18 protein-coding genes are annotated in these 14,561 nt (G+C 32.8%); 12 read left to right on the forward strand and 6 right to left on the reverse strand.

Annotated features, from left to right (window positions below; translation table 11 throughout):
• Window positions 1–147 precede the first annotated feature (147 nt).
• The 5 genes from BAU23_RS10435 to BAU23_RS10455 all read right to left on the reverse strand — a co-directional run bounded on the left by BAU23_RS10435 (window position 148) and on the right by BAU23_RS10455 (window position 3,415).
• Window positions 148–516, reverse strand: coding sequence for a hypothetical protein (locus BAU23_RS10435; RefSeq protein ID WP_000713877.1), 369 nt, complete (start codon window positions 514–516; stop codon window positions 148–150).
• Between the two features lie 179 nt (window positions 517–695).
• On the reverse strand, window positions 696–998 hold the full coding sequence (locus tag BAU23_RS10440; protein WP_000120186.1) for a hypothetical protein: 303 nt from the start codon (window positions 996–998) through the stop codon (window positions 696–698).
• Between the two features lie 164 nt (window positions 999–1,162).
• On the reverse strand, window positions 1,163–2,365 hold the full coding sequence (locus BAU23_RS10445) for an MFS transporter (RefSeq protein WP_000269256.1): 1,203 nt from the start codon (window positions 2,363–2,365) through the stop codon (window positions 1,163–1,165).
• 292 nt (window positions 2,366–2,657) lie between these two features.
• The gene (gene exsC, locus BAU23_RS10450; protein ID WP_000148815.1) at window positions 2,658–3,092 is read right to left on the reverse strand and encodes an exosporium protein ExsC; all 435 of its coding nucleotides are present in this window, start codon (window positions 3,090–3,092) and stop codon (window positions 2,658–2,660) included.
• Window positions 3,093–3,262: 170 nt separating this feature from the next.
• Window positions 3,263–3,415 (reverse strand): YqbF domain-containing protein, encoded by a 153-nt coding sequence (locus BAU23_RS10455; RefSeq protein ID WP_071734354.1) that lies wholly within the window; start codon window positions 3,413–3,415, stop codon window positions 3,263–3,265.
• 484 nt (window positions 3,416–3,899) lie between these two features.
• On the opposite strand from BAU23_RS10455, the gene BAU23_RS10465 reads away from it, so the two are divergent.
• From BAU23_RS10465 to BAU23_RS10500, 8 genes are all read left to right on the forward strand, one after another.
• Window positions 3,900–4,268 carry a hypothetical protein gene (locus tag BAU23_RS10465; protein WP_071734356.1) on the forward strand — a complete coding sequence of 123 codons (369 nt, stop codon included), beginning with the start codon at window positions 3,900–3,902 and terminating at the stop codon, window positions 4,266–4,268.
• Between the two features lie 214 nt (window positions 4,269–4,482).
• Window positions 4,483–5,268, forward strand: coding sequence for a class I SAM-dependent methyltransferase (locus BAU23_RS10470; RefSeq protein ID WP_000085736.1), 786 nt, complete (start codon window positions 4,483–4,485; stop codon window positions 5,266–5,268).
• Window positions 5,269–5,337: 69 nt separating this feature from the next.
• Complete coding sequence (locus BAU23_RS10475) at window positions 5,338–5,526, forward strand: DUF3970 family protein (RefSeq protein ID WP_000621876.1); 189 nt, start codon at window positions 5,338–5,340, stop codon at window positions 5,524–5,526.
• A gap of 84 nt (window positions 5,527–5,610) precedes the next feature.
• The gene (locus BAU23_RS10480) at window positions 5,611–6,576 is read left to right on the forward strand and encodes a nucleoside hydrolase (RefSeq protein WP_016129696.1); all 966 of its coding nucleotides are present in this window, start codon (window positions 5,611–5,613) and stop codon (window positions 6,574–6,576) included.
• 123 nt (window positions 6,577–6,699) lie between these two features.
• On the forward strand, window positions 6,700–6,942 hold the full coding sequence (locus BAU23_RS10485) for a GlsB/YeaQ/YmgE family stress response membrane protein (RefSeq protein WP_000638425.1): 243 nt from the start codon (window positions 6,700–6,702) through the stop codon (window positions 6,940–6,942).
• A 79-nt stretch (window positions 6,943–7,021) separates the two neighbouring features.
• Window positions 7,022–7,417, forward strand: coding sequence for a hypothetical protein (locus BAU23_RS10490; protein ID WP_000834882.1), 396 nt, complete (start codon window positions 7,022–7,024; stop codon window positions 7,415–7,417).
• Window positions 7,418–7,673: 256 nt separating this feature from the next.
• Entirely contained in the window at window positions 7,674–8,519 is an 846-nt protein-coding gene (locus BAU23_RS10495; RefSeq protein WP_071734358.1) for a DUF5700 domain-containing putative Zn-dependent protease, read from the forward strand.
• 27 nt (window positions 8,520–8,546) lie between these two features.
• Window positions 8,547–9,248 carry a YjgB family protein gene (locus BAU23_RS10500; protein WP_071734360.1) on the forward strand — a complete coding sequence of 234 codons (702 nt, stop codon included), beginning with the start codon at window positions 8,547–8,549 and terminating at the stop codon, window positions 9,246–9,248.
• 15 nt (window positions 9,249–9,263) lie between these two features.
• On the opposite strand, the gene BAU23_RS10505 is transcribed toward BAU23_RS10500, so the two are convergent.
• Window positions 9,264–10,469 carry an MDR family MFS transporter gene (locus BAU23_RS10505; RefSeq protein WP_071734362.1) on the reverse strand — a complete coding sequence of 402 codons (1,206 nt, stop codon included), beginning with the start codon at window positions 10,467–10,469 and terminating at the stop codon, window positions 9,264–9,266.
• Between the two features lie 62 nt (window positions 10,470–10,531).
• Here BAU23_RS10505 and BAU23_RS10510 point away from each other — a divergent pair, with 62 nt between their 5' ends.
• From BAU23_RS10510 to BAU23_RS10525, 4 genes are all read left to right on the forward strand, one after another.
• Window positions 10,532–12,307, forward strand: coding sequence for an ABC transporter substrate-binding protein (locus tag BAU23_RS10510; RefSeq protein WP_083583330.1), 1,776 nt, complete (start codon window positions 10,532–10,534; stop codon window positions 12,305–12,307).
• 159 nt (window positions 12,308–12,466) lie between these two features.
• Window positions 12,467–13,090: a YhbD family protein gene (locus BAU23_RS10515; RefSeq protein WP_016129692.1), complete on the forward strand. Its 624-nt coding sequence runs from the start codon at window positions 12,467–12,469 to the stop codon at window positions 13,088–13,090.
• A gap of 13 nt (window positions 13,091–13,103) precedes the next feature.
• Entirely contained in the window at window positions 13,104–13,814 is a 711-nt protein-coding gene (locus tag BAU23_RS10520; protein ID WP_016129691.1) for a bactofilin family protein, read from the forward strand.
• Window positions 13,815–13,832: 18 nt separating this feature from the next.
• On the forward strand, window positions 13,833–14,540 hold the full coding sequence (locus tag BAU23_RS10525; RefSeq protein ID WP_000401025.1) for a polymer-forming cytoskeletal protein: 708 nt from the start codon (window positions 13,833–13,835) through the stop codon (window positions 14,538–14,540).
• The last annotated feature ends 21 nt before the right edge of the window (window positions 14,541–14,561 follow it).

Genomic DNA, 14,561 nt, shown 5'->3' on the forward strand with positions numbered 1-14,561 from the left:
TTTCTGCGTTTTTAATTATTCTGAAAACACATGTTAACATTTTATCATTTTTTTATGAAAATTAAAACGATTGACAAATTTAGAGGGAGGATAATAAGGGGAAAATAAAAATAACGCAGAAAGTATTTTCTACGTTATAAATGACAATTATTTGTTTACTTTTTTGTATGTACATGTTTTTTCAGTTGTAAAAAAGTATACATTTAATTTATTATCGACAACTTTTAAAGATTGATCCGATGTAAACGAGTTACCATAATCAATACGATACACGTTAGAATTTTTAACAAACGATCCTTTAAATAAATCCTCTTTTTTATTTGTTGTTTGCATTTCCACTAAATTGTGAACAACCTTTTCTTTCTTTTCCTCTTTTACAACTGTTTCAAATTTATAATATACAGGGCATTCACCTTTTTTATTATCAATGACCTCCCAAGAGCCGTATATATCATTATTGCTACATCCACTAAGTAGAACGATTAATATAGGGAAAATAAATAGAAACTTTTTCATTGTGTACTCCTTTCTTATTCGTTTTTATAAACGTGCGAATACGATAGGAATATTGTAAAAAATAAAGTTTAAATTTTTATAAAGAATTATTAAATTTCACATAAAAATTTGGAGAAAGGTGAGATTTTTAAAATAAAAAGGCATGAATCTAGTGTAATGCTAGATTCATGCCTAGTACTCTATCTTATGTTATGTTTTTTGAGGATAAATGAAGCGGAAAGAAGAATGACAATTCCATTTACAATATATACATTTAAAATAACGAAGACTAGGTTAGCTACTCCCAAACCACCTTTATCGAATATAGAGGTGAGTGCTGTAGTAGTCAAAAAGATAATGGGAGTTAACAATAAAAATAGAAAACCTGCAACAATCCTTCTTTTAAAGTTATTTTGAGATAAGGAAATGGCTAAAAAATTAAGGACGCCAAACATGACCAATGAAAAAAGAAGGATAATTAATAATTGGATGCCATAAGACATTTCCACAGCTCCTTTTTGAAAAACTATAATTTATTTTATTCGAAAGTAGTAGGGGATACTCCTTTAAATATTTGAACTACATAAAGAAAATAGGTTTTAATCCTTGAAATTCAAAAAGAATGGACCCAGTAAAATACGGGATCCATTCTTAAGAAGTATTAGTTTTATATATTCGCAGATTGTGACGTTTGTTTTTTAAATTGTTTCTGCTTAGATAAGGAAATAAAAATAATCAACAACGAAATAACTCCGAAGATGAGAACCATATATTGTAACCCAATCGTATCTAAGAAGAAGCCAGTTCCAAGTAAGACAATTTGGAACATAACTCTCTCAAACATATTACGGAATGAGAAGAGGCGACCGTGATAGCTTTTTTCTACTTTCGTTTGGAAAATTGTCGACATAATAGGGAAGAAACAGCCGACACTAAAGCCAAACAAACCAAACGATGTAAGAGCCATCCATTTTATATCGCTAAAGAACAATGAAAGGTGTGCAAAAGCGGTACAAACAGCGAAGAAATATAACAATTTTTCAGGTTTGAAATGGTCAGATAAACGTTTAATAACGAAGGCACCTAACATAAATGCGACACCTTCAATTGTATATATAAATCCTTTAATCGTTGGATCATGTTGCATTTCGCTAATGTTAATAACCATTAAATTGAATCCAGCTATAAATAATAGAGGGATAATACTTAATATAAGTGCTGTAAAAGCAATAGGAATTCCTTTTAAAATACGAAATACTTCCATAAAGCTATTATCTTTAGCTGATTCTTTACTTGAAGTAGTTGACTTTTTATCCTCAAATTGTAGGAAGAAAGTTGAGAGGAATAATAAAGCGTATGCTGCCATTGAGAAGGCATACATATATTGTAAACTCATTACAACTAAAAGAATTCCACCTAGTGAAGTACCCGCAATACGAGCGATTGTACCAACATTCATATGTACACCGTTCATCTGTAATAACTCATGCTCACGAACGATTAGAGGAATTACAGATTGTAATGCAGGGAAATAAAATGCAGCTGAAATTTGAAGTGCAACCATAAATGCAATCATGAATGCGATACTTTCATATTGAATGGCGAAAAACATGAAAATAACACTAATAACACGACCGAATCCAGCGTATAGAAGAACTTTCTTTTTTTCATATTGATCAATGACACGCCCAGCCATTGGGCCAACTAGAACACCAGCTAACAGTCCGATAAATAATATAACGGATTTCATAAAATCAGAAGGGACGTATTTTTGCATAAATTCAAGATTACCAAGAATACCAAGCCATAACCCTAGACCAGCAATAAACTCCCCAATTAACACAATCCAAACATTTTTATTACGCCACATAATGTAAAACCTCTCCGTCTTTTAAAATGAAAAACTCGTATATAAAACCTCCTTATTTTATGTATTATTTTTAACGAACTTTTATAGAGTCAGAGTCTATATTACGTGTTTCATTAATTGATTTCAATCTTTTTGATTTGTAAAAAAATGATGAATTAAGTGATACAATGGGTAACTAAAAATACAAAAATTCACAAGTAAATTCAAAGGGAAGGTAAGTGTGTGGAAAATAAAAAAAGTAAGAACGCAGATAATACGTCTTACTTTTCTCAAAAAACCAAAATAGATTAAATTAGCAACACTTATGATCTTGTCCAATAGCTAAACCGCTAAAAGACAGAGGACCAACAATGTCTGCACTTGCACCACTAGTAAGGTTTTCTACAGTTAATGAATACTCGTGAGTCCCGCAGCTAACATTTTGATCTATAGCTTGAAATGTTTGTGCGTAAAATTGCTCAGAATCTGTAGATTCAATCCCTACTTGAGCGTTGAAGATTTCTGTATTGTCACGGAAAATTCGGAATAAAACTTGTGAAATCTCAGTTATACCTTTAACCCCAACTGTAGCAATTAATTCTACTCGATTATTACGTGAGTCTCTTCTTGAAATTTTTAATTTAATACTTGCTAGAATTGCTTTTTCTGGGGAATGGGGAATTGCAAAAGTTGTTTCACCGGTTTTATTTAAAGGTTGAGTAGCTTGATAATCAATGATATGAGTCATATTCGTCACCTCCTCATATACTAAAATATGAAAATAACGATGAATTAGCTTGGACATATACTATAAGATTTTAAGAGAATTGAGGAGTAATGTTGAATAAAGGGAGATAATATAAAAGCATCAAGAAAAAATCCCAATTATGAGAGTCATTTATTGATGCTTTTCATACTTTAGGCAGAATATTCTTCTTTACGTACTTCGAAGAATTCATTTCGGCGTAAGTAATTAAAAATTTTTTCCGAAACCTCTTCTTCATAAGACACTAAGAATCGATGATCAAAAGCATAGAAAGATTGACCTTTAATTAGTTTTACGTAGTATATTTTACACGCCTCCTTTAAATTAGGATTCTTAAATACTTTATATTATGATGACCTATCTGGTTGTTAATAATACTTAAAATTTCAAAGGGGAGAAGTATAAATTCAAAAAACATTGAAATAGCTTACAAATATGTAATGTTTTTGTCACCTTTGCCGATAGTTAAAATTAACTAATATCTCCTATAATACAAATAAGTTCCATTAAACAAGGGGGTAGAAAGATGGAGGAAGTAATTGGAGAAGTTGTAGCAGGGATTTGTGAATTTGTAGTTGAAGTAACGGCAGATGCTATTGGAAATTTAGTATCCGGAAATGATGAGGAAAAAGAAACATTATAATAGTTTGTAAAAATATAAAGATGATCAAAAAATAAAGGCTGATTTCTAAAGAGAAGTCAGTTTTTTTATTTTTTACATTATATTAATTTTATTTGAATATTCATTTGTTATTATGTTTATGAAACTCATAAAGGAGGTGAATAAATATGTCGAAATTACGGTCTGATTTATCTGATTCTCGTTTGATTGTGGTGAATGTGGAGGAAAAGGAATATCACTTTGTTGTTCGTGAACATCCCATTGTAGGGAAAATTATATCGCTATTTGAAAATGGAAAAGAATATGGCTTAATAGATAAACAAATCGCTAATAAAGATAAATTTATTAAATCGGAGCTTACTAAATTAGATTATTTTAACATAGATGTTCTATATTATACACCTGGATGGATATGGATCGGCATGGATCAATTTGGTTTACATGCTCGTGAGGCTACTTATAACGAAGTAGAAGTTATTATGAAGTTGAAAGAGGATTTATATTATATAGATATATATGAAAAAATAAAAATGTAATAGATATTAAGTAAGGTTAGGGGACAAGTTCCCGTAGCCTTTTTTGTTTAATGGTAAAACGTAAAATTAATATTAATATTAATATTAATATTCTGTTAATGATGACAGCGTTATAAGAAGTGAGTGGAAAAGAGGATTTGAAAATATATAAAGAGAATTTTAATTATTATATGAATCCTGTATATTTAAATACCAATAGAAAGAAGATGATAAAATGAGTAGAGAAGAGCTTGTGAAACAACAGTTTGGTAATAATGCGGAAAAATATGTGAAAAGTAAAATTCATGCAAAAGGACCAGATTTACAATATGTAGTTCAACAAGTAGCGTCTCGTCATAATAATCGTCTTCTTGATATTGCTACTGGTGGTGGACATGTTGCTAATCTGTTAGCCCCAATGTTTAAAGAGGTAGTCGCTCTTGATTTAACAGAAAAAATGTTAGAAAAGGCAAAAGGTTTTATAGAAGGGAACGGGCATGAAAATGTATCATTTGTAGCAGGACATGCAGAAAGGTTACCATTTGCTGAAGAATCTTTTGATACAATTACATGCCGAATTGCAGCACATCATTTTGTTGACCCTTCGCAATTTATTTTTGAAGTACATCGAACGTTAGAGGATGAAGGATTATTTATATTAATAGATAATGTTTCACCAGAAAATAATGAGTTTGATACATTTTATAATTTTATCGAAAAAAAACGTGATCCAAGCCATGAACGAGCTTTGAAAAAAACAGAATGGATTACTTTATTAGAAAAACATGGTTTACAAATGCAGTCATGTCTTACTTTTGACAAAAAATTTGATTTTGACTGGTGGTGCGATATGATGGATGTGCCTGTGCCAAAGCGCGTAAAGTTAACAGAATGTATGATGAAAACATCAAACGAAATGCAGGAATTCTTCAACATTCACTTTGATAATAATAAAGTAGAGTCGTTCTATACTGAGATGGCACTGTTTGTCTGTAAAAAAAGTTCAACATTAAAAAGATAAATTTCTTGCAGAGTTTCTGAAGTACGATATACTTAGTACAGAGAAAATGAGAATTGAGGAATAGTAATAATGATTCGTGTACGTATTGAAGGAACTGAGGAAGAAATGCTTGAATTTTTGCAAAGAATGCCTGATATTCCTGGGTTTGAAAAAACACATATGAGAGAACCGAGAAAAGGGAATAATCCGAAATATGATTCAAGCAAAAGTGTACTAGCATATTTATCTTATAAAAAGATTGAAGTCGCCAATAAGTAATAAATAGGCGGCTTTTTTAATTATCTCTGTTTCACCGCCTTGTCTTTTTCGCATAATAATGATAGTAGATTATGCTGGAGAGGGGTGAGGAAAGTTAATAAAAAAATAATCTTTTTCGGAGATTTTGGAATTGATGATGCGGTAACGTTAATTTATGCGAATAAAACATGCCAATTAGATATTTTAGGTATTGTTGCAGAGTATGGAAACGTATCAAGAGAAATTGTTACCGAAAATGTATATTTTTTAGAAAGATACTATGCTACAAAAGTAAAGATTATCGAAGGTGCCAGTAGACCGATGACAGCTGAAGAACCTTTATTTTTCCCTGAAATTCATGGGGATCACGGTTTAGGTCCAATTATTCCACCGAAAATGAGAATTTGTGAAAGAGAAAATTTTTGTGAATTGATTAAATTAATTGAGCCTTGTCCAGAAGATATTATTATAGTGGCGACGGGACGATTAACAACACTTGCAACATTATTTTTATTGTACCCCAATTTAATGAATCGAGTATGTTCTTATTATATAATGGGTGGTGCTTTTCTTTTTCCAGGAAACGTTACACCAGTATCGGAAGCTAATTTTTACGGCGATCCAATTGCGGCGAATATCGTTATGAAATACGCGAAGAATGCTACTATATATCCGTTAAATGTAACGCAGCGCGCTCTTATTACGCCTGAAATGGTCGATATTATTGATAAAGAAGGAACCGGACAGGCGAAACTTATTAAACCAATGATTGATTTTTATTTTGAAAACTTTTATAAAAAAGAATACCCAGGTATTGCTGGGAGTCCGATCCACGATTTACTTCCGTTCATTTCTTTTATAAATGATAATATTTTTGAATATAAAAAATCAGCAGTTTGGATTAGTACGACGAATGATGTAACGAGAGGTCAAAGTGTAGCTGACTTTAGAAAAATTGCTGAGCCAACACGATTTGATAATCGCCCGATACAAAGAATCGCCGTTGAATTTAATTATCAAGCGTTTAAAGACGAATTTATGAGAACAATATTGAAGCCAGATTGCCCTTAATTGGTTGAGCAGATTTGAATGATTTTCATAAGACGAATAACTTACGAAAAATGTAACATAACTAATGGTAAGCAATTGTTTCAGATTTTATTTATATTGGTTAAATATACAGGAGGTTATCATATGATTTGGTATTTAATCGTCGGTGGTATATTAGGATGGTTTGCAAGTTTAATTACTGGAAAGGATGTGCCGGGCGGTGTAATTGGTAATATTATTGCTGGTATTATCGGTTCTTGGCTTGGTTCGTTATTACTTGGTAAATTCGGTCCTGTTATTGGTGGCTTTGCAATTATTCCAGCTTTAATAGGTGCGATTATTTTAATCTTCATCGTGAGTTTTCTGTTACGAGCAATTCGGAAATGAAGATAGGTGGACTGTTTACATTTGTAAGCAGTCCATTTTATATGTTATGCTACTGTTATACAATCAGGAGGTGTCAGCATTGAAATCATTCACAGTAAATTTCCATCAAGAAGATAATGCAAAAGCGACAACAGTACATAAATTAAGTGAAGAGGACTTCGATAAAGCAACAGAAAAAGGTACTCGTCATCTATTTGATTTAGATACAAACGTTGGTTTCTTCGTATTCTTTGATGCTGAAGATGCAGAAGGTAATGATCAATACTTAATGTTACAATATGAAGGAGATCATGAAGAACCAAGTGCTTGCTACGGATTTGATTTAAAACTATACTATCAATTTTTAGCATTATACTTAAATGATCTTGAATTCCAAGGTGAAACAAATGAAGAAGAGGAAGAGTATGGTCCAATTCATCATTTAGCTCACTTACTTTACCATATCGTTGAAGACGGTAAATCAATCGAAGTGTAAATATACATATTTTGAAGCTGTCCTTAAATAGGACAGCTTTTTTAATTATATAAATTGGCAATCTTAATGGAGTTCTGATGGCGACAAATGGTTTGAATAAAATATAGAAAGAAAAAATATTAAACCAGCAGGGAATGAATATTTACTTCCAGCTGGTTATTTGCATTTAAATGAGCTTTTGTGACAGTTTATTTTAAGTTATTAATGAAGGATATAAAGAGCATGGAGAGAAGGTGTATACAAGGAGATGAATAAGATGATTAACAATACAATTCCAAGGTTTTTGAAGGTTTTGGAAAGCGATGATATAGGATTACATGATTTGAACAATTATTATGATATGTATCCAGAAGCATTCGAAGAATATTTTAATTATCATTGTCCTAAGACAGACGAACGTCTTTCTAGTGCAATTAAAAAATATCCTGAAAAACTAGAAGACATTCGTATTATTTCGGAAACTTTACCATCTATTATTCAAGAAATGAGTGAGGAGTATCGCATTCAATTTGGTTTTAATATAGATTTAACTTTTCATCTATTTGTAGGTGGATTTGGTTCTAATGCATTTGTAGAAAGAGATATTATTGGGGATATATTTCTTGCGGCAGAAAAATTATCTCCTGCAAGGGAGCATCTTCGTGTTATCGTTGCCCATGAAATCGGACATATATATCATAATTTCGTATTGCAAGAAAGTGGAATGGATTGGACTAAAGCACAATGGACTGATGCAGCGGTTAGTTTATATCGTGAGGGAGTCGCGACATATTTATCGCAAAGAATAGCTAAAGGATTAAGTAAACCAGTCTATTATTCATATGATAATGATGGAGACGACTGGTTGTTTTGCTATGAAGAACATAAAGATCAAATTAAGAAACATTTTTTACAAGATTATGTTAAAGGATGGACGGATGAAAAAGAGAAAGAATGGTTCCGTTTATCAGGAGGGAACTATTTCGGATACAACCGACTCGGTTATTTTTTAGGAACATCATATATAGAGTATATGGTCCGTACTTTCGGAGAAACCGAAGCACTTACTTTTTGGGGGGGAAATAATTTGAGGAGTAGTGTTATGGAATGGTTACAAAAGTGAATATGATGAAAAGGGAGGCTGAAAAGTATGAAAGTATATATAAAAACATTTATATTTTTTTTAACTTTAACATGTGTAGTGATATTAACAGCTTGTACTAGTGCTGAGGAAAAGAAACCTACAGGTCCAACACCAGAAAATAATACAGAAATAAAAAATGATAAGCCGGAAGCGAGTAAAAAGAGTGAGGACACCACTCCAAAAACAGAGAAAGAACCTGTGGAAAAACCCAAAAATCAAGATTCAGCAAAACCTACAGCAAATTCTAATTCGAACAATACAGCAATAAATCAAAAATCAATTAATCATATTAAAGATTTATTTGAGCAAGCGAAAGTAGGTAAAGTACCTAATGTTCCATATGCGGCGCATACAGGTGATATAGAAGAAATAGAGAAGGCGTGGGGGAAAGCTGATAAGACGGAGCAAGCAGGAAACGGGATGTATGCGATGTTTACAAATAAAAATGTTGCATTTGGCTTTAATAAAGGATCACAGGTCTTTGACGTTCGATCTTACCATTCAGAACTTAAAGTGATTACGTTACAAGAGATCGAAAAGGCTTTAGGAAAACCAGTGTCTGTTAAAGTCAACGGTAATGATAAAATATACAATTATAAAGTAAATAATCAGTTTGAGTTGAAATTCGTTATTCCGAAATCTACTGGTAAAGTAGATCACATTTCTGTGTTCTCACCGGAGGATAGTATTAATAAAATGGCAGGTTAAATAAAAGAGCTGTTCCTATAGGGACAGCTCTTTTGTTTTGTTTCTTTCTAACGATTGAACAAAAAAAGCTTGAATGATACCACCGATTATTAATAAGAAGGCACAAATATAAAATAGAGTACTACCGCTTAATTTACTTAATAACAATGCACCTACAAAAGGCCCGCAAGTTCTTGAAATATCCCAATGTATACCGTATATAGAAAAATATAATCCGCGTCTATGACTTGGAGCGATTTGTGAAACGAATCGTAGTAAGTGATTCAAAGCTATACTTTGCCCAATTACTAAAAAGAGCAATGTGAAGAATAATGACCATATTGTTGTGGCATAACCGTAGCCAATCGCAGCTAACGTATAGCAAGTATAGGAAATAACAATTATTTTAGGCATAGAAAATCGTTCAGACCATTTCACAAGGGAAATTTGGAGAATCACTTCCATGACTGCTTTACAAGTTGAGATAAACACGAGTACAAATAGAAAATTTGGAAATACACTTTCGGCGAATATACGATAATTCGATTCGGTTTGGGCGTAGAAAAAACTAATCGGTAGCGTAGAAACCATAAGTCCAAACACAGCGTAATGCTTTGAAATAAATTGTTTTGGCGAATATACTTCTTTCGTTTTATTAACGTTTTTCATGAGTGGAGCTGTTTCAGGAAGCTGCGTCCAAACGAGAATAGCATATAGCGTAAGGGCTACACCTTGCAAAATAAATAAATACTCAGGGTGACTAGTATAGAAAAAGGCGCCGATTAATGGGCCAATTACAGAGCCGATTGCTCCCGTAGTATGAAGAACAGCAAATATTTCTGCCTGTTGTTCTTCCTTCGTTAAGTCAGCGATTTGAGCGCGCTGTGCCGGAATGTATAAAGAGCGGCCAATACCATTTATGACATATAATAAGGCGAAAAAGGCGACGGATTCAGCAAAAACGAATCCGCTTACGGCAAAAGCTTGTAAAAGTAATCCGAGTAACATGATTTTCTTACGACCGTATTTATCTGTTACACCCCCAGCGATTAATGTAAATACAATATCAGCGAGTGGCTGTAATCCGAAAAGAAGCATTGTAACTATCACATTACCATTTAAAGCTTTATTAACGTGAACAATAAAAATGATAGCTAGCATCGCTTCAGTCGTTCGGACTAACAATTCACCGAACAACCGAATGAGGATGGGCTTATTATAACGTTTTAAAAGATGATTCATTTTTAATTCCTCCTCTCTATATTGAAATGATAAGATGGAAGCTAGAAATGAAAAAGGGTAGAATGAAAGAGGAAGATTTTTCATCTTTTAGGGGGCGTTTTATGATTATTTTGGAGCAATATATGCACCTATGGATCCAGTATGGAAAAGGGAGAGCAGAGGGAGATAAATTTGAAGTAACAATACAAAATATATCTGAAACATTATTTTGTACAGAGCGAAATAGTAAACTCATCATAAAAAAATTAGAAGAATTAAATTGGATTATGTGGTTTCCAGGCAGAGGGAGAGGCAATCGTTCAAAGTTGTTATTTCAAAAACATCCACTTTCTTTAATTTTAGAAAGAGGAAAAGAAATAACGAAACAAGGGGACGTAAAAAGCGGAAGTGCATTTATTGAAAGATATAGCTCGCATTTTCCATTACTGCAAACGCAATTTCAAACGTGGATTGATTCGATATTCGGTTATCAAGTCGAAAGGACATCTAAAGGGAGAAGAGATGTGCTACGTTTGCAAGTCCAAATGAACCTAGATATTGCATTAGACCCTCTATACGCTACGATGCGTTCGGAATGTCATATGGTAAAACATATATACGACACATTAGTGTATGTAGACGGAAATACAAACAGTGTAGAGCCAAGACTTGCGTTTTATTGGGAATATGATGACCAGAAATATATGTGGACCTTCTACTTACGAAAAGGTGTTACATTTCATAATAGAAAAGAACTAACCGCTTATGATGTTGAACAGACATTTAAACGATTTATGAAAGTGAAAAATAATCCGCATGCTTGGATGTTACAACACGTTGAAAGTTTACATATTCTTGATGACTATATTGTGCAGATTCGTTTATCTACAGATAATAAGTTGTTTTTATATGCTTTAAGTACAGAACAGTGTTCTATTGTAAATGAAGATGAAGACGGGAAGTTAATTGGTACTGGACCGTTTCGGTTATGTGAAAAGAATGAGGATGTATTTGTACTAGAAGCACATGATTATTATTTTCGAGAGCGACCTTTTCTCAACCGAATTGAATTATGGAATGTAGAGCACAGTGTTAATACGTACGATGTTTTAGCGAAAGCACGATATAAAGATATAGAAAAGCATCATAAAGAACTAACTCGACTTGAGTCGAATGTAACATACATTACGTTAAATACTGCAAAAGAAGGACCTATGCAAGATATGATATTTCGAAAAGCTTTATATAAAATCATTCATAGCAAGGCGATCGTTGCGGAATTACAAGGATCACGCGGAGAGATAGCCGAAGAATTAGTGCTAACAAAGAGTGGTACAATACATATAAATGAGGACATAAATACGCTTATTAAAGAAAGTTCTTACCGTAATGAAACATTGCGACTATACACATTTACAGGACAAGATCATGTTGAAGACTCAAATTGGATACAAAAAGAATGTGCGAAATATGGAATTATAATTGATATTGAATTTCTTGAAACAGAAGAGTTATTGCAAATTAGTACGATACAAAAGGCTGATATTATGCATGATAGTGCGACAATTAGCGAGCGTATTGAAGAGAGTTTACTATACATGTTTCTTACAAAAAACAGTTTTATTCATCAGCAAAGCAATATAAACTTTAACGAAACATTACAGCCGTACTTTATGGAGAGTAAAGTAGAGAAACGAGTTGCACTGTTACGCGATATTGAGGATACACTGTTACGTCAAATTCATATCATTCCTTTGTACCGTAACAAACAGCAAGTAAGTTCACACGAAAAAATACAAAATATAATAATTAATTCACAAGGTTGGATTGATTTTTATGAAATATGGTTTAAACCATGATATATAAGGGTTCTTACGCATTTTTTATGAGATGTGTAAGAGCCTTTTTTGTGTGCAAGTCATGTTTGTTTTACGCATTGTTACGCTATTTGCGATAAAAGTCTATTTACAGCGTAACAGTGTTATGTTACATTGTTATCGGGAAGGAGTGATATACAGTTGAGTACAGATTTGATTTCAAAAAAAGATTTATTAGAACTAACTGGTATTTCATACGGACAGTTATATAGGTGGAAGAGAAAAAATTTAATACCGGAAGATTGGTTTGTACGGAAGTCAACGTTCACAGGCCAGGAAACATTTTTTCCGAAAGAAAAGATATTAGAACGTATTGATAAAATCCAAACGATGAAAGAGGATTTATCACTAGATGAATTAGCAAATATGTTTTCACCGAGCGTGACAGAAATTCATTTAACAAAGGATGATTTGTTACGTAAGGGTATTGCATCAGAAACAGTTTTACAATTCTTTATAGAACAAACGAATAAAACAGCAGAATTTCAATTTATAGATATTCTTTATGTGTATATGTTAGAAGAATTACTACAATCGGGAGAGATTAGTTTAGAAGAAGGAAAAATGGTCTTGCAAGTTTTACGTGAAAATTATGAAGCAATTAAACATAAAACTTGTGACTTAATCATCGTCCGAAAGTTAGGTATTTCTACATGTTTCTTAGTTTCAAATGTGGACGATTTAATTTTTGAAAAAGGCACCAAAATTGTTTTACGCGAAGCGATTATGAAATATACCGAAGCATTAAAAACTAAACTGTTGTAGTGGAGGAGAAATAATGCGTACAGAAAATTTAATTATAAACGGATATGGTTCATCGAACGGTGGAGAGTTTCATAAAGTGCAGCTAAACGGAAAAGGAACTGTTAACGGAAACGTTGAATGCGACCAATTTGAATGTAATGGTTACGGAACTGTTACTGGTGATTTGAAAAGTGGCAATGCGAGAATTAGCGGATCAGGCAAAGTTGAGGGTACAGTTAGTGCAGAAACGATGCGAATCGATGGGAAAGGGACAATTACACAAGATGTAAAGGCAACCACTTTGAAAATTGCAGGAAAAGGGACGATAGGTGGTAATGTAACTGGTGAAGAATTTAAAATCAACGGTCAAGCGACGATTGATGGTAATTGCGAGGTTGATATTTTTTCTTCAGAAGGGCAATTTACAGTTGGTGGATTATTAAGCGCAGATGAAATTAATATAAATATTCACGGTACATGTAGAGCGAAAGAAATTGGTGGCCAAACCATTAAAGTAAAACATAGATTAAGTGCTTTTAGTAGACTTTTTAAAACAGTATTTGGCTTACAGTTAGAAGCTGAATTGTTAGAAGGTGACAATATCGATATTGATTATGCTCACATAAAAACGGTAAGGGGAAACAATGTCACAGTAGGACCGAACTGTGAGATAGAACTTATTGAATATACTGGTGTTCTTACTGTTGATAAAAGTGCAAATGTAAAAGAAATTAAGCAGGTTTAAAGGAAGGGAGAAATGAGTATGGAACATCAACATAGTCTTACTGTAAATGGTTCTGGTAGTTCAGCAGGCGGAGATTATAATAAAGTAAAGATACGCGGTGAAGGAACAATTTCTAATGATATGAGTTGTAATGAATTTAAAACGTACGGCACGAGTGATGTACGCGGTAATATGAAAGTTAAAAACTATATCGTATATGGGGATAGTGAAGTACAAGGAAACGTAGATGCGGAATGTATAAAAATATATGGCAATACACAAATGCATGGTGATGCTCATATTGAAAAAACAAAAGTAAGAGGTATGATTGAAGTAAAAGGAAGGTTTTCAGGTGATTTCGTAGATGTGAAAGGTGCTTTAAATGTGAAGGGAGATATTGAAGTAGAAGAATTATCACTAACTGGTGGTCTTGAAAGTGATGGATTACTTAATGCTGAAAATATTGAAATCTCAATTCGTTATGAAGGAAGTAAAGTGAGAGAAATCGGTGGAAAAAAGATTACAGTACGTAAAAAATCGAGATTTATTCCTTTTACAAGTCATACAGGAAGCCTTCAAACATCAATTATTGAGGGGGATGATATTTATTTAGAACATACAATAGCAGACGTAGTAAGGGGAAATCATGTTATAATAGGCCCTGGCTGTGAAATTAGTGTTGTAGAATATCATACTAGTTTTAATCAGAAAGGTAATACAGTCGTAAAAGAACATAAACAAATATAAGTAGTATGAGGGAGAGCAAGA

Origin of the sequence: Bacillus nitratireducens (assembly GCF_001884135.1) — a bacterium.
Lineage (GTDB): Bacteria > Bacillota > Bacilli > Bacillales > Bacillaceae_G > Bacillus_A > Bacillus_A nitratireducens.

What these genes read in the sequence shown, in the direction of transcription:
- BAU23_RS10465 (WP_071734356.1), top strand. Translation starts at nt 3,900, where the DNA reads ATGTCGAAATTACGGTCTGATTTATCTGATTCTCGTTTGATTGTGGTG.
- BAU23_RS10435 (WP_000713877.1), bottom strand. Translation starts at nt 516, where the DNA reads ATGAAAAAGTTTCTATTTATTTTCCCTATATTAATCGTTCTACTTAGT.
- BAU23_RS10485 (WP_000638425.1), top strand. Translation starts at nt 6,700, where the DNA reads ATGATTTGGTATTTAATCGTCGGTGGTATATTAGGATGGTTTGCAAGT.
- BAU23_RS10505 (WP_071734362.1), bottom strand. Translation starts at nt 10,469, where the DNA reads ATGAATCATCTTTTAAAACGTTATAATAAGCCCATCCTCATTCGGTTG.
- BAU23_RS10440 (WP_000120186.1), bottom strand. Translation starts at nt 998, where the DNA reads ATGTCTTATGGCATCCAATTATTAATTATCCTTCTTTTTTCATTGGTC.
- BAU23_RS10520 (WP_016129691.1), top strand. Translation starts at nt 13,104, where the DNA reads ATGCGTACAGAAAATTTAATTATAAACGGATATGGTTCATCGAACGGT.
- BAU23_RS10495 (WP_071734358.1), top strand. Translation starts at nt 7,674, where the DNA reads ATGATTAACAATACAATTCCAAGGTTTTTGAAGGTTTTGGAAAGCGAT.
- BAU23_RS10510 (WP_083583330.1), top strand. Translation starts at nt 10,532, where the DNA reads ATGAAAGAGGAAGATTTTTCATCTTTTAGGGGGCGTTTTATGATTATT.
- BAU23_RS10525 (WP_000401025.1), top strand. Translation starts at nt 13,833, where the DNA reads ATGGAACATCAACATAGTCTTACTGTAAATGGTTCTGGTAGTTCAGCA.
- BAU23_RS10475 (WP_000621876.1), top strand. Translation starts at nt 5,338, where the DNA reads ATGATTCGTGTACGTATTGAAGGAACTGAGGAAGAAATGCTTGAATTT.
- BAU23_RS10470 (WP_000085736.1), top strand. Translation starts at nt 4,483, where the DNA reads ATGAGTAGAGAAGAGCTTGTGAAACAACAGTTTGGTAATAATGCGGAA.
- BAU23_RS10500 (WP_071734360.1), top strand. Translation starts at nt 8,547, where the DNA reads ATGAAAGTATATATAAAAACATTTATATTTTTTTTAACTTTAACATGT.
- BAU23_RS10445 (WP_000269256.1), bottom strand. Translation starts at nt 2,365, where the DNA reads ATGTGGCGTAATAAAAATGTTTGGATTGTGTTAATTGGGGAGTTTATT.
- exsC (WP_000148815.1), bottom strand. Translation starts at nt 3,092, where the DNA reads ATGACTCATATCATTGATTATCAAGCTACTCAACCTTTAAATAAAACC.